Origin of the sequence: Rhizobium brockwellii (assembly GCF_000769405.2) — a bacterium.
In the GTDB taxonomy this organism is placed as follows: Bacteria; Pseudomonadota; Alphaproteobacteria; order Rhizobiales; family Rhizobiaceae; genus Rhizobium; species Rhizobium brockwellii.
The window spans coordinates 4,361,486-4,383,040 of the sequence record NZ_CP053439.1; the positions used below are offsets into that span (position 1 = coordinate 4,361,486).

Below are 21,555 nucleotides of genomic sequence, written 5' to 3' on the forward strand. Positions count from 1 at the left end.
CGCATCACTGCGCAGCCAGCTCCATCACCTTGATCTGCGTTGCTTCGTCGCGATTGAGGAAACCGGTCACGCGTCCCTCGTGCATGACCATGATGCGGTCGCTCATCCCGAGAACCTCGGGCATTTCGGACGAGATCATCACCACCGCCACACCGTCTCGCGCCATCTCCGTGACCAGCCGGTGGATTTCCGCCTTGGCGCCGACATCGATGCCACGCGTTGGCTCGTCGAGGATGAGTATCCGTGGATTGGTGAGCAGCCAACGCCCGATCAGCACCTTCTGCTGATTGCCGCCCGAAAGATTTTCTACCCGCTCGTAGAGGTTGGGCGTTTTCACCCGCAATTTTTTTGCCATGTCTTCGCAGGTTGCCTCGACTGCGCCCTGCTGCACGAAGCCACCCTTGACATATCTGTCCTGCAGAACGGCGATCTGCATATTCTCGAGAATATCGAGGATCAGCAGGCAGCCGGTATCTTTCCGGTCCTCGGTCAGGAACGCCATCCGATTGCGGATGGCCTCGGTCGGCGAAGAAATGGTCACCGGCTTGCCGTAGAGCTCGATAGAGCCGGAGCTTGCCGGCGTCACCCCAAACAGCGTTTCGGCAACATTCGACCGGCCGGAGCCGACCAGGCCGGCCACGCCGAGGATTTCGCCGGCCCTGACCTCGAAGGAGACGTTGTTGAATACGCCCTTAAGACAAAGATCCTTGACGGAGAGCACGACCTCGCCGATCGGCACCTCTTCCTTGGGAAACATCTGGGTGATCTCGCGCCCGACCATCATGCGGATGATGTCGTCGCGGGTGACGTCGGTCGAGGCATGCGTGCCGATATATCGGCCGTCACGGAAAACGGAGAACTCGTCGGCGATCTCGAAAAGCTCGTTCATCTTGTGGGTGATGTAGACGATGCCGATACCCTGGGCCTTGAGGTCGCGGATAATACGGAAAAGATGCTCGACCTCGCGCTCCGTCAGCGCCGAAGTTGGCTCGTCCATGATCAGCACGTCGGAATTATAGGAAACCGCCTTGGCGATCTCGACCATTTGCCGGTTAGCGACCGACAGGAACCGGACCTCGATATCGGGATCGATTGCGATATTGAGCCGAGTAAACAATTCCTCGGTCATGCGGTGCATCACGCCGTGATCGATGAAACCGAGGCGGTTCTTCGGTTCGCGGCGAATCCAGATATTTTCGGCAACCGTCATGAACGGCATCAGGTTCAGCTCCTGATGGATCATGGCAATGCCGTTTTCGAGTGCGTCGAGCGGAGATTTCAGCTGGATCTCGATCCCCTTCAGGCGAATATCGCCCTTATCCGGCGTGTAGATGCCAGCGAGGATCTTCATCAATGTCGATTTGCCGGCGCCGTTTTCGCCCATCAGCGCATGTACGGAGGCGCGCTTCAGCCGGAACTGCACGTCGTCAAGTGCGACGACGCCAGGAAATTCCTTGCGGACACCCTCAGCGCTCAAGAGATATTCCGCATTCGGGACTGCACCGCTCGCGCGCACGGCGGCCATGGTTGTCGGGCTGACGGCCATATCATCTCCTCCGGATACGGGTAGGCGAAAAGGATGCGGGCAAAGAGCCCGCATCCTGTGTGGCGTTCGCCTCAGTTCTTGGTGACGAAGTCCTTGACGTTGGCAGGCGTCACGAGCTGGAAGGGAATGTAGACCTTCTTGTCGATCTTCTCGCCCTTGGCGAGCTTGAGCGCTGCATCGAGCGAGCCCTTGCCCTGGCCGGCGGCATCCTGGAACACCGTGACGTCGAGATCGCCCGCCTGCATGGCGGCAAGCGCGTCCTGCGTGGCGTCGACACCGCCGACGACAACCTTGGTCATATCCTTGCCGGCTGCCTTCAGCGCCTGGATGGCGCCGATTGCCATTTCGTCGTTGTTGGCGATCACGGCATCGAATTCGATGCCGCTGGAGAGCCAGTTGGTCATCAGGTCGGCGCCCTGGGTGCGGTCCCAGTTGGCCGTCTGCTCTTCGACGATTTCCAGGCCCTTGCATTCATCTGTCTTGATGACGTCGTGAACGTCCTGGGTCCGCATGCGCGCAGCCTGGTTGGAGAGCTCGCCCATGATGACGACGGCCTTGCCCTTGCCGCCGAGAATGCGGCAGATTTCCTTGGTTTCCAGCGTGCCGGATTCCTGCTCGTTGGAAGCGACGAAGGCCTGATTGTCCGGCAGTGTGTCGACGTTGACCGGCTGACGGTTGACGTAAACCAGCGGAATGCCGGCATCGGCCGCGAGTTTCGACATTGCCGTGGTCGCATCGGTATCGACAGGGTTGACGATGATTGCATCGACCTTGGAGGCGATGAAATTCTGGATCTGGCTCTGCTGCTTGGAAACGTCGTTCTGTGCGTCTTCGACCTGCAGCGTCACACCGCTCAGTGTCTTTGCATAATCGGTCATGCCGTTGCGCAGAACCGTCAGGAAATTGTCGTCGAATTTCGCCATCGAGACGCCGACAGTTTCCGCGTGAGCCGCCGTCGACATGACGAGCGCCATCGCAGTGCCCAGGATAAACTTTTTCATTTTACTTCCTCCACAAAGCGGTGCCCGGCTGCACCCTCCTCACGCCGGAGCTCCAGGCATTTGCTCTGAAGCCGCAATTCCCCGCGCCACCTCTCCCGCGGCGCTCCACAAAAACGGAACAAACAAACCGTCAAATCCGTTCTGCGGAATATTCATTCCATTTTCTGGGAACGGCGTCAAGTCTCTTTAGCGGCGACAGGATATGGATGAGAGCGCAATGCCATGCGGGCTTCAGGACCAACGCCCGCATTGTCGGTGTTGTGAAAGGCGAAACGAGCATCCATCTATGAGAGGGTCGAAGACAGGCTCACGGCCGCAGGCGCCTTCGACCTCTCGCTGCGACCCAATCATTTGAAGATTTTGGAGACAGGACACATGTCCATTTCGATGTATCGCCTCACCGTACCGATGTTCCAGCGCGGCCTCGCCAGCCTGAAAACCTACCTTGACAAGGCCGAAGCCTATGCGAAGGAAAAGAATATCGATCCTGCCATATTGGTCGCCGCTCGCCTCGCGCCCGATATGCTGCCGCTCTCCGGCCAGTATCAGCGCGCCAGCGACACCGCCAAATTTGCGCTCGCCCGCCTGACGGCAACCGACGCCCCGAAGTTCGAGGATAACGAAACGACGTTCGACGACCTGCGCGAGCGCCTGGCAAAGACCGACGCCTATCTCGCCGGCTTCTCCACGCAAGCACTGGAAGGCACAGAAACCCGCCAGATCACCCTGCCGGGGAAGAGTGGTATCGTGCTGCCGGGTGACGAATATATCGCCACCTTCGCCCTGCCGAACTTTTATTTCCACGTCGCGACGGCCCACGCCATCCTGCGTAGCCAGGGTGCGCCGATCGGCAAGCGCGATTATCTCGGCTAAGTGATATCAGGGCCGGTGCGTCACCGGCCCTCTTTCCGTCAGTTCGGTATAGGCGAGCGTCTGATCGAGATGGCGTGCTCGGAGCGACAGCAGCTTCTCGGCATAGTCGAGCCGTATCGCCGCATAGGCCGGATCCGCCGCGACATTGTCGAGCTCCATCGGATCGTCGGCAAGATTGAAGAGCAGCGGCGGCAATGCCGTAAAATGCACATATTTGAACCGCGCGTCGCGGATCACCGCGAGATTGCATTCGTTGGACCGCAGCCGGAAATGCTGCTCGGCCTCGCCATGCGCAATGTCGCGGAAATCGAATTCCCAGAATGCCGCGTCCCGCCAGCCCTGTCCGCTGCCACCCCTGACAAACGGCATGAGCGACCGGCCATCGAGCCCGTTCTTCGCGTCGATGCCGAGCCTTTGGCAAAGTGTCGGAAAAATATCGGCAGCGCTGGTGAATTTGTCGACGACCCCACCCGCAGCACTGCTTGCGGGATCGCGGATCACCAGCGGAATATGATAGCTGCCGTCGAAGAAACCGCCCTTGCCAAGAGTCCAGTGGTCGCCCGCCATTTCGGCGTGATCAGAGGTGAAGACAACAACCGTATCGTCCCAGGCGCCCGCATTCTTGAGGGCCTGCCAGATGCGGCCGAGCTGCGCATCGACCTCTGATATCATGCCGTAATAGATCGCCCGGATCGCGGCGAAATCCTCGGCGTTCCAGCCGCTGAGCGGCCCCGTTGCGCCGTGGATAAAGCTGCCCTTGTCAGCGCGCGGCATGGCATAGGCGAGGTAGGGATGGCCGACCTGTTCCGCTTCGCGGTTTGTCGCGCGGGCAAAAGCCGGTCCCTCGCCCGGCTTGAACATCCGGTTGAACGGCTCCGGCACAGAGAACGGCGGATGCGGACGCAAGAAAGAGACATGCGCAAACCACGGCCCGTCCTGTTCGCCCACCCAGCGAATGAACTCGCTGGCCAGGAAAGCCGTCTGGGTCTCGTCGCGCGAATAGGCCGGCGCCGCATTTGAAATTTCTCCGGCTCTGGCACCGACGGGAATATGGATATCGCGGCTGACGGCATCGGCATGGCCGCGAGACCTGAGCCAGGAGAGCCACTGTCTTTCGTGCTCCGGCAGAAGCTGGCGGGCCGTAAAGCCCGGCAGCACGCCTTCGTAGCTCGTCAGATGCGGATCGCCGGCATCCATCCCGCGCGGATCGGGCGCCGTATCCGTGTAGCCGAACAGCGTCGGGTCGTATCCCGCCCGCCGGGCGGCCAGGGCCAGATTGTCGAAGCGGGCATCGAGCGGCGAACCGTTGCGGCAGACGCGGTGGTTCATCTGATAGAGACCGGTATAGAGCGTGGCCCGCGCCGGCGAGCAGGGTGCCGCGCCGGCATAGTGCCGTCGGAAGAGGGTGCCGTCGCGCGCCAGCGCATCGACACCCGGCGTCTTTACGCAAGCATGACCGACAGCCGACAGGCAATCGCCGCGCCACTGATCCGCCGTGATCAGCAGGATGTTCGGCCGGCGCGCTTTCACGATGCTGGTTGGCTCAATGCTGGTTGGATTTTGCATGCCAGTCCCAGGCGGAGCGGATGATCTCGGACAGATCATACTGCGGCACCCAGCCGAGCACGTCACGCGCCTTGTCGTTATTGGCGACCAGCGTATGCGAATCGCCTTCGCGACGGCCGATATATTCGACCGGGAAGGGCCGGTTCGACACGTCCTCGATCGCGCCGAGCAATTCCTTGACTGTCGTGCCGGTGCCGGTGCCGAGGTTGAGCGCGACGGAATCGCCGCCCTTCAGCAGATATTCGACGGCGCGCACATGTGCATCGGCAAGATCCAGCACATGGATATAGTCGCGCACGCAGGTGCCGTCGCGGGTCTCGTAGTCGCTGCCGAACACCTTGAAACCCTGGCGGCGGCCGAGCGCCGCGTCGATCGCCAGGGGTATCGCATGCGTTTCTGGCTGATGCCATTCGCCGATCCGGCCCTCGAAATCGGCGCCGGCCGCATTGAAATAGCGCAGCACCACCGAGCGCAGGCTCCTGTACTGGTCGTAATCGGCAAGCGCCTGCTCGACGATATATTTCGTTCGCCCGTAGGGATTGATCGGCACCTGCCGGTGCGTCTCGTCGAGCGGCACGCTCTGCGGCAGGCCGTAGGTCGCGCAGGTGGAGGAGAAGACGAAGGCATTGATGCCGGCCGCCTGTGCCGCCGAAAGCAGCGTCAACGTGCCGATCACATTGTTTTCGTAAAAGGAAACCGGATCCTTGACCGATTCGCCGACCTCGATCAGCGCCGCGAAATGCAGGATCGCCGCCGGCTTGTGTTTCGCCAGCACCTCGTCCAGCCGGGCGCGATCGCGAATATCGCCCTCCTCGGCCGGCCCCCATTTGACGAACTCGCGATGGCCGTTCGAAAAATTGTCGAAGACGACAGGCGTATAGCCCTTGTTCGCCAGGTCGAGGCACGTATGCGAGCCGATATAGCCGGCGCCGCCGACGACAAGAACCGTTTCACCTGCCATGCACCACCCTTATTCTTCACGAGAGATGGGAGAAACCTAGACGAGATACACGTCAATAAAAAGAAGGAACTGCGATCGCCGTCAACGGACAATACGTCAAATGCCGAAGCCACGCTCGACCGGGTGCGATCCGCCGCCTGCGCATTTGTGCCGGATCAGAAAGAAACAGGAATTATTCGCGTGATTTGCATAACGGCCCGATCTAATGCGCTTGCACCACCATGTGATGATCAACGGTCCGCAGCCATCAGCCAGGGAGAGCGCGAATGAGGAAGGCATTGGTCGTTTGGGGCGGCTGGCAAGGTCACGAACCGGAGCAATGCGCCGATATCGTCGCCGATCTCTTACGCGAGGACGATTTTACCGTCGAGGTGACCGGCGATCTCGGCGTGTTCGGATCTTCGACGCTGGCGAAAGCCGATCTGCTGGTGCCCATCATTACCGGCGAAACGCTCGAAAAGCCTCATGCCGCTGCCCTGGTCGAAGCCGTGCGCGGCGGTCTCGGACTTGCCGGCCATCACGGCGCACTCGCCACGTCCTTCAAGGAAAGCGCCCCTTTCCGTTATGTCTCTGGCGTCACCTGGGTCGCCCATCCCGGCAACATCATCGACTTCCGCGTCGCCGTCACCCGCCAGGACGATCCCGTCATGGAGGGCATTCCCGATTTCGACTATCGTTCGGAGCAATATTATCTCCATTATGATCCGACCGTCGAAATCCTCGCGACCACCACCTTCACCGGCGCCTACGATCCGGCGGCCCGCAATGTGGTGATGCCCGTCGTCTTCAAGCGCCATTTCGGCGCCGGCCGCATCTTCTATTCCGCCCTCGGCCATGTCGCGGCCGAATTCGACCATCCCTACATGCCCCTCATCCTGCGGCGTGGCCTGAGCTGGGCCGCACGCCAGTAGCGCCAGGACGATGCCCGCGGATGAGAATTGGCAGCGACATCCGGACGGCGGCGGCGGTTAAAGAACGGGCAGCCCCGCCTGATCGGCCGGCATGGGGCCGGCCGCTTGCCGATCGTCGCCCGCGCCATAACTTGCCCGGATGCCGGATCGCTTCACTTTCTCCCCCGCCACCGCCACCCGCCTGACCGACATAGAAGCGGTCTTCGACGATTGCGCCGACGGCCGGAATTGTCGCTGCGCCTACTGGTATCTCCCGAATGCCGACTACAAGGCAGGATGGGGCGAGGGAAATCGCAACTGGTTCCGAAGCCTGCTCACCGAACCGCGCCCGCCCGGCATTCTGGGCTATCATGAAAACGAGCCGGCCGGATGGTGCGGTGTCGCGCCGCGCATCGTTTTCGACCGGCTGCGCCGTTCAAAACCCTTTGCGCCGGTCGATGACAGGCCGGTCTGGTCGATCAATTGCTTCATCGTCCGCAAGCCGTTCCGGCGGCAGGGATTATCGCAACTATTGCTGAAAAATGCCGTCGAATTTGCGACGGCAAACGGAGCCGAATGTCTCGAGGCCTATCCCGTCGACCAAGCAGCCCGCGCTTCGAACGTAGCCGAGCTTTATCCGGGAACGCTCTCGATGTTTCTGGATGCCGGTTTCACCGAAGTGGCAAGACGCCTGCCGGCAAGACCGGTCGTTCGCCTGGAATGCCGCTGAATATTTCGGCAACCCAGGGATTGATAATATGGCTTAGCGGGCCGCCTTGATCTGCCGGTCGTTCTCCAAGGTGGGAGCCGCCTCGTCATAGACCCGCATCAGCCGCCCGGCTGCCTTCAGCTTCTCGATGAGATCGTTTCCATCGGGTGAGGCCTTCGTCAGCTCCAGCTGCACGAACTCCCTCATCGCCTGCGCCCAATGGCTTTCCCCACGCCCATCCGGCCTGCCTTCCGATTCCCATAGTGAATAAGCGCGCTGGCTGACCCAGGCGTCTTTATTATGGCTCATAATCAACCCCAGCGAGAAATTTGGAAGCAATATTCGACAAGCAACAAGGTGCCAAAACCGGCTTTAGGAGTCGTTACGAGGCAGCGTTAGTTTTTAGCTAATCCGAGGTGCCCGAGGGATTATCCCGTGCACACATTCCGGGACCTTGGCCTCGTATCGCCTGCAGGGTAGGGTCACCCGCAGAAACGACAGCGATGACCGATGGCAGCCAAGACGACACTCAATGCGAAGAATCTCGAATCCCTTGGTGCGCAGCGCCTTGCCGAGCTGCTGATCGAGGTCAGCATGGGCAGCGCTGCCCACAAGCGACGGCTTCGAATGGAGCTTGCCGGCAATCACGGCGGCGCCGAGGTGGCGCGTGAGGTGCGAAAGCGGCTTACCAGCATTGCCCGCGCCCGCACCATCATCAACTGGCGCAAAGTGAAAGCGCTGAAGAGCGATCTGGAAACACAGCGCAAGACGATCGCAGAGATCGTTGCCGCCGATGATCCCCAGGAGGCGTTCGAACTGATATGGCAGTTCCTGGCACTGGCGAATTCGATCTTTGAGAGATCCAACGAGAGCAGCGGCTCTGTCATCCAAAGTTTTCATCAGGCTTGCGAGGATGCTGCCGCAATCGCCGCGTCCGCCAGGATCGACTCCAATGTCCTGGCCGAGAAGGTGTTCAAAGCCGTGCAAGACGATGGTTACGGCCAGTACGACAACCTGATTGCGGCGATGGCGCCGGCTCTCGGCAAGGATGGTCTCGATTGCCTGAAAAGGCTCTTCGTCCAATGGTCCAAGGAGCCGAAAGACAAGCCGGCTAAGGATGAGCGCAAGGTCATCGGCTGGGGTAGCGCAGGCCCCCTTTACGAAGATGAGATCTACGGCACGCACCGGGATCTGACGGTGCGCATAGCCTTGCAGGAAATTGCCGACGCCCAGGGTGATGTTGATGCCTACATCGCTCAGCAACCCGAGAAAGCGCGCAGGATGCCGATGATTGCGGCCGACATCGCCAATCGCCTGGTCTCGGCCGGCCGGGCGAGGGAAGCCCTTGAGGTGCTGAATGAGGTCGATGCGACAGGCCGGGCCGACATGCCATTCGAATGGCAGCTCGCGCGCGTCGAGACGCTCGAGGCCCTGGGGCGGCGAGAGGAGGCTCAAGCCTATAGATGGACGTGCTTCGAGCAGTCGCTGCACGATCAGCATCTCCGCGCCTTCCTCAAGCGACTGCCGGATTTCGACGATCTCGAGGCCGAGGAGAAAGCATTCGGCCATGCCCAGGCTTTCCCGGACGTCCATCAGGCACTTGGATTTTTCCTGAATTGGCCGGCACCTGCCGAGGCAGCGAAACTCGTGATGAGGCGGAAGGCGGAACTGGATGGCAATCTCTATGAGCTGATGCCGCCGGCGGCCGAAGTTCTGGCGGAGAAACATCCGCTTGCGGCAACCATCCTCTTGCGCTCCATGATCGATTTCGCGCTCGATAGCGGCCGGTCCAGCCGCTATAAGCATGCGGCGAGGCATCTTGCGGACTGCGCATCGCTTGCGCCTCATATCAATGACTTCGGCAACACGAGATCCCATGACATCTATGTCGCAGAACTTAAGCGTCGACACGGCAAGAGGCATGGCTTCTGGAGCCTGGTGACCTAAGTCGCTGCGGATGCTTTACCTTCAGAGAGGAATCCCATGACGACCACTTCCTGGCACGCCGATCCACTGACCTGGGGCAATGGACCCCGCATCTTCGAAGCCTTTTTGGAGCCGACTTGCCCCTATTCGGTCAGAGCGTTCAACAAGCTTGACGACCTGCTCGGCCAGGCCGGCGAAGACAAGATCACCGTGAAGATCCGGCTGCAGTCGCAACCTTGGCATATGTATTCGGGCGTCCTCGTCCGCTGCATCATCGCAGCCTCAACGTTGGAAGGCGGCAAGCAGACTGCAAAGAAGGTGATATCAGCCATTGCAGCCCATCGCGAAGAATTCGAATTCGAGCGTCATGCCGGCGGCGCGAATATGGATGTGACGCCGAACCAGATCATCGAGCGCCTGGAAGGCTACAGCGGCGTCAAGCTGAAAGAGGCCTTCGCCATCCCGGATCTCGACCGGGAAATCAAATGGCACTGCAAATATGCCCGGCAGAACGGCATCCACGTCTCGCCGACCTTCATGATCGACGGGCTGGTGCAGCCCGACATGAGCAGCGGTGATGAGGTTGGCGCTTGGGTGAAGAAGGCGCTGGGCAATTGACGCCGGCCGTGTGCCAGAGACGGTCGCACCTGCTTATTTGTCTCCTGCCGTGAATACCATGCAGGAATCAGTGCAAGCAGTAGGCATTTTCCAACTTTGGACTTCAGGAAACACCGCGGGTGTGGCCCTGGGGTGGATGCGATCCTACCGGCCAGCCACGGAAGTATCCCGGCAATCACAAAGCGCTGATAATCCCGGGAAGCTTATGGCGGAGAGGGTGGGATTTGAACCCACGATACCCTTGCAGGTATGCCGCATTTCGAGTGCGGTGCATTCGACCACTCTGCCACCTCTCCGCGGTCTGGTCGGCGCTTGTTCGGCGCGGGCGTTCTCATAACGGGCAAATGACAGGCTGGCAAGCCGAAAAGTCGAAGCATTCCATCCTTTTGCCTTGACACCTTTTTGTCACTCGCGTATCCCGGCTGCGCAATAGGTTTGGAGAAATCCGCGCCTTGGCAATCCCGCGCTCGCGCGGGGCTTCACCGGCAGGACGAGTTCGAGGATTAGACCTCTGAAATCCCTGCTTAACTTCGACTGATAAAAAGACAGCCACCTGCTCAATTAGCGGGGAGCGCTGGAACGAACATGAAAGGATAAAAAATGTTCGCAGTCATCAAGACCGGCGGTAAACAGTACCGTGTGGCAGCCAACGACGTGCTGACCATCGAAAAGCTGGAAGCCACCGCTGGCGACTCCATTGAATTCACCGAAGTGCTCGTGATCGGCGAAGGCGCCGACGCTGCGATCGGTGCGCCCTTCGTAACCGGCGCCTCTGTCAAGGCAGAAGTCGTCGAACAGAACCGCGGCAGGAAGGTCATCGCCTTCAAGAAGCGCCGTCGTCAGAATTCGAAGCGTTCGCGCGGCCATCGTCAGCATCACACGGTCGTCCGTATCACGGACATCGTGGCTGCCAAGTAAGATCAACGGGACAAGGTTTAAAGGAGAACTCCAATGGCACACAAAAAAGCTGGCGGTTCATCGCGCAACGGTCGCGATTCTCAGTCCAAGCGCCTTGGCGTGAAGAAGTTCGGCGGCGAAGCCGTCATCGCAGGCAACATCATCGTGCGTCAGCGCGGTACTGAGTGGCATCCGGGTTCCAACGTCGGCCTCGGCAAGGATCACACGATTTTTGCGCTTACCGCCGGCAATGTGAACTACCGAACCAAGGCCAACGGTCGCGTCTACGTGTCTGTCATGCCGAAAGCCGAAGCAGCGGAATAAGCCGGTAGCGCTCAAAAACAGCCGGCGTCTCATCGACCCGGCTGGCCGTATCAGGTTCAGTCTAGAAAACAGGGGAGATGGGGCGCCATCTCCCCTTTTTCTTTACCCCTCAAGGAGGACTGAACCATGCAAGGCGAATTGTTAAGGGTAGACCAATCACGGTCTCCCCGGGAAGACCAGCGGTCTTCCGAAGAACGGCTGAGGCCGGAACGGTTAAGGACCGATTGCCCTGTCTTGTTATCGGAAAGGCTCGTCATGCGCGCGCCCCACGAAGAAGACATCGACGCCCTTGCCCATCTCGCCAATAACGCCAAAGTCGCCACCATGGTATCGCGTATGCCGCACCCTTATACCGCCGATGATGCTGCCGACTTCGTGCGTCGCACGAAAAATGGCGAGATTGGCAAGTGCGTCTATGCGATCACCAAGGCTGAAAATGGCGCCTTTATCGGCTGCTGCGGTGTGGAGCCGCAGACCGACGGCAAGACCGTCGAGATCGGCTACTGGTTGGGCGAGCCCTATTGGAACAAGGGTTATATGACCGAGGCCTGCCATGCCCTGGTCGATATGGTGTTCAGAACCCGTCAGGACGTCGATCAGATCGACGCCCGTTGCCGGGTCATGAACGTCGCCTCGCGCCGCGTCATCCAGAAGTGCGGCTTCCAGTTCCAGGGTTCGGGGCTCGCAGCCTCGCTGGCGCTCGGCAGCAACGTGCCGGTCGAATGGTACAGGCTCGACCGCAAGACCTGGATGTCCCTCCGAAGCTGGGGGAACATCGCATGAGCACGACTGCGCTGCAAAGGCCGGAGGCCAGGCCGATGATGCCCGGCCCCGCGCCGGTTATCTCGACCGCCCGGCTGACGCTCCGCCCCCACAGGCTGAGCGATGCGCCTGCGATCGCGGAATCGCTTTCCGATTTCGCGGTCACGCGCATGCTGTCCCGCGTACCCGCGCCGTTCGACCGGCAGGATGCGCTGGACTGGCTGATCCCGGTCACCTCGGGCACCCTGCCCGACTGGCCGCTGGCGATCACCGATAAGGACGACGTCCATATCGGCAACGTCTCGATCGAGCTGCGCCACGGTCGCTGGCACCTCGGCTACTGGCTGAACCGCTATTACTGGCGGCGCGGCTATATGAGCGAGGCGGTGGCAGCGATCATCGAGCGCTTCTCGCGCCGCATGCCGGAGACGCCGGTTCATTCCGGCGTCTTCGCCGACAACCCGGCCTCGCTGCGACTGCAGGAGAAGCTCGGTTTCCGCATGACGGGTTGCGGCGAAATCTATTGTTTCGCCCGCAACACGATGGTGTCGCACATCGAAACCGTGCTGCAGCCGGGCATGCTGCAGCCGCGGAAGGTCGCCTGACTGCATAATTCCTTAAATCGGAATCGATTTGAGGATAAATTATGCAGCATTCAAAGTGTTACAGCGTCCTTTGCGCGTCTGAAAAGACGCGCGGCGCTGTAAGCATGATGCCGAAAAGTGTATGCGGTTTTCGGACAACATCATGCTCCAGGTCTAGAAAGCAGACGTCGCCGCACCGGCGGCGTCTCCATCAATCGCCGATCTCGACCCATAGGGGAAAGTGATCGGAACCCTCGGATTGCGTATCGATCCGGGCGGATTTCAACCGGCTCTGCAGGCCGCAACTGACGAAGCAATAATCGAGATGCATGCGTTTGCCGTGATCTTCGGGATCCATCCAGCTGTAGCTCTTCGGAGAGTAAGCCTTCAGCGCCGCAAAGGCGTCGACCGGCGTGCCGATCCTCGCCACCCGGCCGTAATATCCGCCGCCGGCACCGGCAAGCGCGCAATATTCCGGCGATTCCGGCTCCAAATTGAAATCGCCCATGATGACGTAATCCTCCGGCAGCGGCGGCTCCGGCAGATCAAATTCACCACCCCCCGTCAGCGACCCACCCTCCTGGACGAAGGCATTGATATGCGCGTTCAAGAATTCCAATTGGCGGATGCGCTCGTCGGCGGAGACGTGGTCGAGATGCACGGAGTAGACGCGGATCGCACCGCCGGGTGCGGCAATCACAGCCTCGGTTGCGCCGCGCTGCAGGTTGATCTTGCCGATCGTGCGGCTGCGCGGCAGAAGCAGCGTCCGGGTCGAGACAACAGGCCAGCGCGACAGCACCATGTTGCCGAACTGGAAACGGGTCCCGCGCACCGGCTGGAGCCCGCCTTCATCAGCTTCGACATGCATGTCGCAGGCCGGCCCATACACCCAGAAATAGTCGGGAAAAAAGGCTGCAACATCGGCTGCCATGTCGGCAAAACCGTTGCGGGAGAAGCCTCGGGTCACCTCCTGCAGCGCGATGACATCGGCACCCTCGAGACTCCGGGCAATGCGCGCCAGATCGTATCTGCCGTCGAGACCGAAGCCGTACTGTATGTTATAGCTCGCAAAATTCACGATAATCTTTGACCTCCGTCGGAACCGCCTATATCGAATGGGCCAAGACGGGCCGTCCAACTGCCACTGAATATTGGAAGTAAAATGAAATTTCTCGACGAAGCAAAGGTCTATATCAAGTCCGGGGACGGCGGCGGCGGCAGCGTTTCCTTCCGACGCGAGAAATTCATTGAGTTCGGCGGCCCTGACGGAGGCGACGGCGGACGCGGCGGTGACGTCTGGGTCGAGACCGTCAACGGCCTGAACACGCTGATCGATTTCCGCTTTCAGCAGCATTTCAAGGCGACGATCGGCACCCATGGCATGGGCCGGAACCGCACCGGCGCCAACGGCAGCGACGTGACGCTGAAGGTTCCGGTCGGCACCCAGATCTTCGAGGAAGACCAGGAAACGCTGATCTGCGACCTGACTGTCGAAGGCCAGCGTTACTGTCTTGCCCATGGCGGCAATGGCGGCTTCGGCAACGCCCATTTCAAAACCTCGACCAACCAGGCGCCGGATTGGGCCAATCCCGGCCTGCCCGGCGAGGAAAAGACCATCTGGCTGCGCCTGAAGCTGATCGCCGATGCCGGCCTCGTCGGCATGCCGAATGCCGGCAAGTCGACCTTCCTGGCATCAGTCACCCGGGCTCGGCCGAAGATCGCCAACTATCCCTTCACGACGCTGCATCCCAATCTCGGCGTCGCCACCATCGACGAGCGCGAATTCATCCTTGCCGACATTCCGGGCCTGATTGAAGGCGCCCATGAAGGTGTCGGCATCGGCGACCGTTTCCTCGGCCATGTCGAGCGCACCCGCGTGCTGCTCCACCTCATTTCCGCCCAGGAGGAAAAGGTCGGCAAGGCGTATAAGACGGTCAAGCACGAGCTCGAAGCCTATGGAAACGATCTGACCGACAAGGCTGAAATCGTGGCGCTATCACAAATCGACGTGCTCGATGATGCCGAATTGAAGAAGAAGACCAAGGAATTGGCCAAGGCCTGCGGCAAGACGCCGTTCCAGATTTCGGCCGTCACCGGCAAGGGCATGACCGAAGTGCTGCGCGCACTCCGCGACATCATCGTCGAAGCCAATACCGAGGAGAAGCCGGCCAAGGTGCCGAAGCTGCGCCATCGCGACATGGTCGTCACCGATGAGGGCGAGGACAAGGACGAGGACGATGACCAGCCGTAAGCCGCTTGGCCGCTACCGCCGCATCGTCATCAAGATCGGCTCTGCGCTTCTGGTCGACCGCAAGGCCGGGCTGAAGAAAGCCTGGCTCGACGCCATGTGCGCCGATATCTCAGGCCTGAAGGCCAAGGGCATCGACGTGCTCGTCGTCTCCTCGGGCGCAATCGCGCTCGGCCGCTCGGTGCTCGACCTGCCCTCGGGCGCGCTGAAGCTGGAGGAAAGCCAGGCGGCGGCGGCCGTCGGCCAGATCGCGCTGGCGCGCGCCTGGTCGGAGAGCCTGTCACGCGACGAGATCGTCGCCGGTCAGATCCTGCTGACGCTCGGCGATACCGAGGAGCGCCGCCGCTATCTCAATGCGCGCGCCACCATCAATCAGCTTTTGAAGATCGGCGCCGTGCCGATCATCAATGAAAACGACACCGTCGCCACCAGCGAGATCCGCTATGGCGACAACGACCGGTTGGCCGCCCGCGTCGCGACGATGACCGGCGCCGATCTGCTCATCCTTCTCTCCGACATCGACGGCCTCTACACCGCGCCTCCGCATCTCGATCCGAACGCGACGTTCCTGGAAACGATTGCCGAAATCACCCCCGAGATCGAGGCGATGGCCGGCGGTGCGGCCTCCGAGCTTTCGCGCGGCGGCATGCGCACCAAGATCGATGCCGGCAAGATTGCGACGGCATCAGGCTGCGCCATGATCATCGCCTCCGGCAAGACCGACAATCCTCTGTCGGCAATCGAAAACGGCGCGCGTTCCTCGTGGTTCGCGCCGTCGGGCACACCCGTTACCGCCCGCAAGACCTGGATTGCCGGCCAGCTGCAGCCGGCCGGCGAACTGCATGTCGATGACGGCGCCGTCACAGCCCTCGGGGCCGGCAAGAGCCTGCTTCCCGCCGGCGTGCGCAGCGTTTCCGGCCTCTTCAGCCGCGGCGATACGGTGGCGGTCATCGGCCCGGCCGGCCGCGAGATCGCCCGCGGCCTTGTAAGCTACGATGCCGACGATGCCCGTCGGATTGCCGGCCGCAAGTCGGCGGAGATCGAGGCCATTCTCGGTTATGCCGGACGCGCCGCCATGGTCCATCGCGACGACATGGTGATGACCGCGCAGGTCGGTTCGAAATCGGAAAGGCAGAAGAAGGACGCGAGCTATGCTTGATACCGTTGCGCCAGGCCCTGACATTGCCGTGCTGATGAACGATATCGGCCGCAAGGCAAAGGCCGCCGCACGACCGCTGGGCTTTGCGTCCACCGAGGCCAAGAACAGCGCGCTGAATGCCATGGCCGATGCGATCTTGGCGAACAAGGCGCATATTCTTGCCGAGAACGCCAAAGACCTGAAGGACATCGAAGGCACCGAGATGCTTGCCTCCTTCGTTGACCGGCTGACGTTGAACGACAAACGCATAGCCGAAATGGCCGAGGGAATCCGCGCCATCGCCGCTCTTGCCGATCCGGTCGGCGAAGTCATCGCCGCCTGGGACCGGCCAAACGGGCTGAAGATCGAGCGTGTCCGTACGCCACTCGGCGTCATCGGCGTGATCTTCGAAAGCCGGCCGAACGTCACCGCAGATGCCGGCGCCCTCTGCCTCAAGGCGGGCAATGCCGTCATCCTGCGCTGCGGCTCGGATTCGCGCCGTTCATCGCAGGCTATCCATGCCTGCCTGGTCGAGGGCCTGAAGGCGGCGGGACTTCCAGAGCATGCTATCCAGCTCGTGCCGGTCACCGATCGTGCCGCCGTCGGCGCCATGTTGCGTGGCCTCGACGGCGCCATCGACGTCATCGTGCCGCGCGGCGGCAAGAGCCTGGTTGCCCGGGTGCAGAGCGAGGCCCGCGTGCCGGTTTTTGCCCATCTCGAAGGCCTCTGCCATATCTATGTCGATGCCTCGGCCGATATCGAGATGGCCAAGAAGATCATCGTCAACGCCAAGATGCGCCGCACCGGTATTTGCGGTGCGGCCGAAACCCTGCTCGTCGATGGTGCTGCGATCGGCACGCATCTGACGCCGCTGCTCGAGGTTCTGACGGAGGCCGGCTGCGAAATCCGCGCTTCGCCAACAGTGCTGAAGGCCGCACCGGGTTTGAAGCCCGCGACCGAGGAGGACTGGTCGACGGAATATCTCGACGCGATCATCTCGGTTGCCGTCGTCGACGGCATATCAGGCGCCATCGCCCATATCCAGACATATTCCTCGAACCACACCGAGGCGGTCATCGCCGAGGACCCCGCCGTCGTCGCGCGTTTCTTCACCGAAGTCGATTCGGCGATCCTGCTGCACAATGCCTCGACGCAGTTTGCCGACGGCGGCGAGTTCGGCATGGGTGCGGAAATCGGCATCGCCACCGGCAAGATGCACGCCCGCGGCCCTGTCGGCGTCGAACAGCTCACCTCTTTCAAATATCGGGTGCATGGTGCCGGACAGACGCGGCCCTGACGTGACGACCGAGCCTGACGTGGCGATCGAGAAACTGGACCGGCACTATCTCCGCATGCCGCACAGCGAGCGCGGCATGGTCGTCGGTCTGTTCGGCGGCTCGTTCAATCCGCCGCATCAGGGCCACGCGCTCGTCGCTGAAATCGCCATCAAGCGGCTCGGCCTAGACCAGCTCTGGTGGATGGTCACCCCGGGCAATCCGCTGAAGAGCCGCAACCAGCTCGCCCCGCTTGCCGAGCGCATTGCCGAAAGCGAGCGTGTTGCCGCCAATCCGCGCGTCAAGGTCACCGCCTTCGAACAGACGCTCGGCACCAGCTACACCGCCAACACCCTTGCCCGCGTCAAGGCCCGCAATCCGCATGTGCATTTCATCTGGATTATGGGCGCAGACAGCCTGCAGACCTTTCACAAATGGCAGAAATGGCAGGAAATTGCCCGCACCTTCCCGATCGCGGTGATCGATCGGCCGGGCGCGACGCTGTCCTTCCTGTCATCGAAAATGGCCAGGACCTTCGATTTCGCCCGTGTCGACGAGGATGATGCGCGTGTTCTCTGGAAGAAACGTGCGCCGGCCTGGACCTTCATCCACGGACCACGCTCCGGCCTGAGCTCGACGGCAATCCGCAACGGCTCGTCGCACGGCGACGCCGAATAGAGCGCCGCGCGCCCAGCAAGACGCATGCGCCGGCCTGATTTCAGAAGATCCCGAAAACGAGAAAGCCCGACGGGGGAGGATCCGTCGGGCTTATAAACTCGATCGACAACTGGGAGGAGGAGTGTTGTCGACCCTATCGAACGGCTATGGGAGGAGGAGAAGCCGTTTCGATGAGTATGTTCTACCATATTCGACAAAAAGGAGAATATCGATTGGTGCATTGCAGCAATGCATCAGATGCAAATCTCGAGGTGAATTTGGCTTTCCCATTGCCGTTTTTATTAGCAAAAATTAAAGAACCAGTCCCGGTCGCCGGGAGTCCTTGCCGTTTGCAAACTGACTCCCAGGTATTTTCGAACTGCTGATCTCACTTTCGGCGGAAGCCATGCACCTCACGAATGCGTGAACATTGCCCGCTGCGAACGCGAGCGCCCGATAGGGTTATATTTTCCTGGATATATCCCTAGCCAAGGCGAGCGGCTCGTTATATTCGTCGCAATATTTCGAACCCTGGGGAATAAGTCATGCAAAACCGCCGCCAATGGATGAAACTGGCAACCGCCGCGATCGCGGCCCTCTGGCTTGGCGCGACAGTGCTTTCGACGCCTGCCGCCGCCGCCGAAAAGCTCACCGTCTTTGCCGCGGCGAGCCTTAAGGATGCGCTCGACGCTGCCAATGCCGCGTGGGCAAAGGAAAGCGGCAAGGAAGCCGTCGCCTCCTATGCGGCGAGCGGGGCGCTGGCCAAGCAGATCGAAAACGCGGCACCCGCCGATATCTTCATCTCGGCCGACCTCGACTGGATGGACTATGTCGCCAAGAAGAACCTGATCAAGGCCGATACCCGCTCCAACCTGCTCGGCAACAAGATTGTGCTCGTTGCCGAAAAGGCCAAGGCAAAACCAGTCGAGATCAAGCAAGGCTTCGATCTCGCCGGGCTTTTGGGTGACGGCAAGCTTGCCATGGGTGAACCGAAATCCGTTCCGGCCGGCAAATACGGCATGGCGGCGCTCGAAAAGCTCGGCGTCTGGAAATCGGTCGAAACCAAGGTCGCCGGCGCCGAAAGCGTCCGCGCCGCCCTTGCCCTCGTCTCGCGCGGCGAAGCGCCCTTTGGCATCGTCTATCAGACGGATGCCGCAGCCGATAAGGGTGTCGCCATCGTCGGCACTTTCCCCGCCGATTCCCACCCGCCGATCGTCTATCCGGTCGCAATCCTTGCCGAGAGCAAGAACCCGGATGCGTCAGCCTATCTCGATTTCCTGAAATCCGACGAGGCCGCCGCTTTCTTCACGGCGCAGGGTTTCACCATCCTGAAATAGTCGGGAGCCTGAAATGATTGCGGAATCGACTGCCGCAGCTTAGCGTGAAGGCTCGCCTTGGCCAGCTTTCAATTTTCTGAGGAGACGGCTGAATTTGGATATGTTGGGCTTGAGCAATGAGGAATGGACGGCGATCCTGCTCAGCCTGCGCGTCTCGATTGTCGCCATGTTGGCGAGCCTGCCTTTCGGCATCCTCGTCGCCCTCCTGCTTGCCCGCGGCCGCTTCTGGGGCAAGTCGGTGCTGAATGGCGTCGTTCATCTGCCGTTGATCCTGCCTCCAGTCGTCACCGGTTTTCTTCTCCTCATCCTGTTTGGCCGCCGCGGTCCGATCGGCAGCCCACTCGACCAGTATTTCGGCATTGTTCTCTCCTTCCGCTGGACGGGCGCGGCCTTGGCCTGCGCCATCATGGCCTTTCCGCTGATGGTGCGCAGCATCCGCCTGTCGATCGAGGCGGTCGATCGCAAGCTGGAAGAGGCGGCCGGAACCCTCGGCGCCGGCCCTGTCTGGATCTTCCTGACGATCACCCTGCCGCTGACCCTGCCCGGCATCATCGCCGGCATGATCCTTTCTTTTGCCAAGGCGATGGGCGAATTCGGCGCGACGATCACCTTCGTCTCCAACATTCCCGGCGAAACCCAGACGCTGTCGGCGGCGATCTACACCTTCACCCAGGTGCCGGGCGGCGATGCCGGCGCGCTCCGCCTGACGCTTGTCGCCGTCGTCATTTCGATGGCCGCCCTGCTCGCCTCCGAATTCCTCGCCCGTCTCGCCGGCCGGAGGATCGATCCCGAATGACGCTGATCGTCGAGGCAAAACAGAGGCTCGGCGCCTTTTCGCTCGATGCCGCCTTCATCTCCGAGCGTGGCGTCACCGCGCTGTTCGGCCGCTCCGGCTCCGGCAAGACCTCGATGATCCGCATCATCGCCGGCCTCGCCCGCCCGGACGAAGGCCGCGTCGTCCTCGACGGCGAGCCCCTGACCGAAACCGCAACCGGTATCTTCGTCCCGAAACATCGCCGCCGCTTCGGTTACGTCTTCCAGGAGGCCCGGCTTTTCCCGCATCTGAGCATTCGCGCCAATCTCTCCTATGGCCGCTGGTTCGCAGCAAGACCGGCACACGGCGAGAGCTTCGACCGCATCGTCGACCTGCTCGGCATCGAGACGCTGCTGGAGCGCAGCCCCTCGAAACTTTCCGGTGGCGAGAAGCAGCGCGTCGCCATCGGCCGCGCGCTTCTCTCCTCGCCCCGCCTGCTGTTGATGGACGAGCCGCTCGCCGCCCTCGATGAGGCGCGTAAGGCCGAGATTCTGCCTTATCTCGAGCGATTGCGCGACGAAACCGACATCCCGATCGTCTATGTCAGTCACTCGATCGCCGAGGTGGCGCGGCTGGCAAACCAGGTCGTCGTCATGCGTGACGGCAAGGTGGAAGCGACAGGCCCCGCCATCGACATATTGAGCCGCCCCTCCACCGCCTCCGACCGGCGCGAGGCCGGCGCACTGCTGGAAGGCACGGTGAAAAGCTTCGATGCGCGACACCGTCTATCGACGGTCGCGCTGAAATCGTGCCAGCTCCATATTCCGGGCGCGACCCTTGCGCCCGGCAAATCGGTCCGCATCCGCATTCCCTCCCGCGATGTCATGCTGGCGACCGCAAGGCCCGAGGGGCTGAGCGCGCTGAATATCCTGGAAGCAAGGATAGACGGGATGTCCTCGACCGAGGACGGAACGGTGGAAATCCGGCTCGATTGCGGCGGCGATATCATTCTTTCCCGGATCACCACATTGTCCTGCGAGCGTCTCGATCTTCGACCGGGAAGGGCGGTCTTCGCCGTCATCAAGACAGTTGCCCTGGAGGCCTGATCAGCCGCGCTCGCCCTGCTGCAGGTTGCGCTTGCCCTCGAGCCAGGCGAGATCGTCGGCAAGGCTCATGCGCATCGTCCTTTCCATCCGGCGGAAACGCCCGAGCAATTCCTCGCCGAACGGCGTCAGCGCCGCGCCGCCGCCCTTCTGCCCGCCGCGCTGCGATTCCACCACCTGTTCGTTAAACATCCGGTTCATCTCGCTGACCAGCAGCCACGCCCGCCGATAGGACATGTCCATCGCCCGCCCCGCCGCCGAGATCGATCCGGTCTGGCGGATATGCTCCAGCAGTTCCATCTTGCCGTGGCCAAGACGATCCTCGTCCGGGAAGCTGATTCGCAGGACAGGCACGAGTGTTTTTGCGGCTGAGTCGGTCATTGAATC

Annotated in this window: 23 protein-coding genes and 1 tRNA gene; 16 read left to right on the plus strand and 8 right to left on the minus strand. The window is 61.3% G+C overall.

What is annotated here, in order from left to right:
- Positions 1-4: 4 nt before the first annotated feature.
- The gene (locus RLCC275e_RS21335; RefSeq protein WP_033181962.1) at positions 5-1,546 is read right to left on the minus strand and encodes a sugar ABC transporter ATP-binding protein; all 1,542 of its coding nucleotides are present in this window, start codon (positions 1,544-1,546) and stop codon (positions 5-7) included.
- Positions 1,547-1,617: 71 nt separating this feature from the next.
- Positions 1,618-2,547 (minus strand): sugar ABC transporter substrate-binding protein, encoded by a 930-nt coding sequence (locus RLCC275e_RS21340; RefSeq protein ID WP_130712128.1) that lies wholly within the window; start codon positions 2,545-2,547, stop codon positions 1,618-1,620.
- Between the two features lie 375 nt (positions 2,548-2,922).
- Here RLCC275e_RS21340 and RLCC275e_RS21345 point away from each other — a divergent pair, with 375 nt between their 5' ends.
- A complete protein-coding gene (locus RLCC275e_RS21345; protein WP_033181975.1) occupies positions 2,923-3,420 on the plus strand; it encodes a DUF1993 domain-containing protein in 498 nt (165 codons plus the stop codon).
- 6 nt (positions 3,421-3,426) lie between these two features.
- Here the strand turns inward: RLCC275e_RS21345 and RLCC275e_RS21350 are convergent, their stop codons facing one another.
- Together RLCC275e_RS21350 and galE are read right to left on the minus strand one after the other, a co-directional pair.
- The gene (locus tag RLCC275e_RS21350; RefSeq protein ID WP_033181976.1) at positions 3,427-4,986 is read right to left on the minus strand and encodes an alkaline phosphatase family protein; all 1,560 of its coding nucleotides are present in this window, start codon (positions 4,984-4,986) and stop codon (positions 3,427-3,429) included.
- Positions 4,964-5,947, minus strand: a complete 984-nt coding sequence (gene galE, locus RLCC275e_RS21355; protein WP_011654001.1) for a UDP-glucose 4-epimerase GalE — start codon at positions 5,945-5,947, stop codon at positions 4,964-4,966. Before galE ends, RLCC275e_RS21350 begins: the two co-directional genes overlap by 23 nt.
- A 266-nt stretch (positions 5,948-6,213) precedes the next feature.
- Here galE and RLCC275e_RS21360 point away from each other — a divergent pair, with 266 nt between their 5' ends.
- Positions 6,214-6,858, plus strand: a complete 645-nt coding sequence (locus tag RLCC275e_RS21360; protein WP_033181977.1) for a ThuA domain-containing protein — start codon at positions 6,214-6,216, stop codon at positions 6,856-6,858.
- A gap of 139 nt (positions 6,859-6,997) precedes the next feature.
- Complete coding sequence (locus RLCC275e_RS21365) at positions 6,998-7,567, plus strand: GNAT family N-acetyltransferase (protein ID WP_033181978.1); 570 nt, start codon at positions 6,998-7,000, stop codon at positions 7,565-7,567.
- A 33-nt stretch (positions 7,568-7,600) separates the two neighbouring features.
- Here RLCC275e_RS21365 and RLCC275e_RS21370 read toward each other — a convergent pair whose 3' ends face one another.
- On the minus strand, positions 7,601-7,855 hold the full coding sequence (locus RLCC275e_RS21370) for a DUF2934 domain-containing protein (RefSeq protein ID WP_033181979.1): 255 nt from the start codon (positions 7,853-7,855) through the stop codon (positions 7,601-7,603).
- 201 nt (positions 7,856-8,056) lie between these two features.
- On the opposite strand from RLCC275e_RS21370, the gene RLCC275e_RS21375 reads away from it, so the two are divergent.
- Together RLCC275e_RS21375 and RLCC275e_RS21380 are read left to right on the plus strand one after the other, a co-directional pair.
- The gene (locus RLCC275e_RS21375; protein WP_033181980.1) at positions 8,057-9,493 is read left to right on the plus strand and encodes a DUF6880 family protein; all 1,437 of its coding nucleotides are present in this window, start codon (positions 8,057-8,059) and stop codon (positions 9,491-9,493) included.
- 36 nt (positions 9,494-9,529) lie between these two features.
- The gene (locus RLCC275e_RS21380) at positions 9,530-10,090 is read left to right on the plus strand and encodes a DsbA family protein (RefSeq protein WP_033181981.1); all 561 of its coding nucleotides are present in this window, start codon (positions 9,530-9,532) and stop codon (positions 10,088-10,090) included.
- A gap of 206 nt (positions 10,091-10,296) precedes the next feature.
- Here the strand turns inward: RLCC275e_RS21380 and RLCC275e_RS21385 are convergent.
- Positions 10,297-10,386 (minus strand) — tRNA-Ser (locus RLCC275e_RS21385).
- Positions 10,387-10,690: 304 nt separating this feature from the next.
- On the opposite strand from RLCC275e_RS21385, the gene rplU reads away from it, so the two are divergent.
- From rplU to RLCC275e_RS21405, 4 genes are all read left to right on the plus strand, one after another.
- Positions 10,691-11,008, plus strand: coding sequence for a 50S ribosomal protein L21 (gene rplU, locus RLCC275e_RS21390; protein ID WP_012759478.1), 318 nt, complete (start codon positions 10,691-10,693; stop codon positions 11,006-11,008).
- A 33-nt stretch (positions 11,009-11,041) separates the two neighbouring features.
- Positions 11,042-11,311: a 50S ribosomal protein L27 gene (gene rpmA, locus RLCC275e_RS21395; protein ID WP_003543909.1), complete on the plus strand. Its 270-nt coding sequence runs from the start codon at positions 11,042-11,044 to the stop codon at positions 11,309-11,311.
- Positions 11,312-11,437: 126 nt separating this feature from the next.
- Positions 11,438-12,094 (plus strand): GNAT family N-acetyltransferase, encoded by a 657-nt coding sequence (locus RLCC275e_RS21400; RefSeq protein ID WP_033181982.1) that lies wholly within the window; start codon positions 11,438-11,440, stop codon positions 12,092-12,094.
- Positions 12,091-12,678: a GNAT family N-acetyltransferase gene (locus RLCC275e_RS21405; RefSeq protein WP_033181983.1), complete on the plus strand. Its 588-nt coding sequence runs from the start codon at positions 12,091-12,093 to the stop codon at positions 12,676-12,678. Before RLCC275e_RS21400 ends, RLCC275e_RS21405 begins: the two co-directional genes overlap by 4 nt.
- Positions 12,679-12,868: 190 nt before the next feature.
- Here RLCC275e_RS21405 and RLCC275e_RS21410 read toward each other — a convergent pair whose 3' ends face one another.
- Positions 12,869-13,735, minus strand: coding sequence for an endonuclease/exonuclease/phosphatase family protein (locus tag RLCC275e_RS21410; RefSeq protein WP_033181984.1), 867 nt, complete (start codon positions 13,733-13,735; stop codon positions 12,869-12,871).
- Positions 13,736-13,819: 84 nt separating this feature from the next.
- Here RLCC275e_RS21410 and obgE point away from each other — a divergent pair, with 84 nt between their 5' ends.
- From obgE to modC, 7 genes are all read left to right on the plus strand, one after another.
- A complete protein-coding gene (gene obgE / locus RLCC275e_RS21415) occupies positions 13,820-14,908 on the plus strand; it encodes a GTPase ObgE (RefSeq protein WP_033181985.1) in 1,089 nt (362 codons plus the stop codon).
- On the plus strand, positions 14,895-16,064 hold the full coding sequence (gene proB, locus RLCC275e_RS21420; protein WP_033181986.1) for a glutamate 5-kinase: 1,170 nt from the start codon (positions 14,895-14,897) through the stop codon (positions 16,062-16,064). Before obgE ends, proB begins: the two co-directional genes overlap by 14 nt.
- The gene (locus RLCC275e_RS21425; RefSeq protein WP_033181987.1) at positions 16,057-17,340 is read left to right on the plus strand and encodes a glutamate-5-semialdehyde dehydrogenase; all 1,284 of its coding nucleotides are present in this window, start codon (positions 16,057-16,059) and stop codon (positions 17,338-17,340) included. The genes proB and RLCC275e_RS21425 overlap by 8 nt, the downstream gene beginning before the upstream one ends.
- Positions 17,315-17,995: a nicotinate-nucleotide adenylyltransferase gene (locus RLCC275e_RS21430; RefSeq protein WP_033181988.1), complete on the plus strand. Its 681-nt coding sequence runs from the start codon at positions 17,315-17,317 to the stop codon at positions 17,993-17,995. The genes RLCC275e_RS21425 and RLCC275e_RS21430 overlap by 26 nt, the downstream gene beginning before the upstream one ends.
- 524 nt (positions 17,996-18,519) lie before the next feature.
- Positions 18,520-19,311: a molybdate ABC transporter substrate-binding protein gene (modA, locus tag RLCC275e_RS21435; protein ID WP_033181989.1), complete on the plus strand. Its 792-nt coding sequence runs from the start codon at positions 18,520-18,522 to the stop codon at positions 19,309-19,311.
- Between the two features lie 94 nt (positions 19,312-19,405).
- Positions 19,406-20,107, plus strand: a complete 702-nt coding sequence (gene modB, locus RLCC275e_RS21440) for a molybdate ABC transporter permease subunit (protein WP_033181990.1) — start codon at positions 19,406-19,408, stop codon at positions 20,105-20,107.
- A complete protein-coding gene (modC, locus tag RLCC275e_RS21445; protein ID WP_033181991.1) occupies positions 20,104-21,171 on the plus strand; it encodes a molybdenum ABC transporter ATP-binding protein in 1,068 nt (355 codons plus the stop codon). The genes modB and modC overlap by 4 nt, the downstream gene beginning before the upstream one ends.
- Here modC and RLCC275e_RS21450 read toward each other — a convergent pair whose 3' ends face one another.
- Positions 21,172-21,549 carry a winged helix-turn-helix domain-containing protein gene (locus RLCC275e_RS21450; RefSeq protein ID WP_033181992.1) on the minus strand — a complete coding sequence of 126 codons (378 nt, stop codon included), beginning with the start codon at positions 21,547-21,549 and terminating at the stop codon, positions 21,172-21,174.
- Positions 21,550-21,555 lie beyond the last annotated feature (6 nt).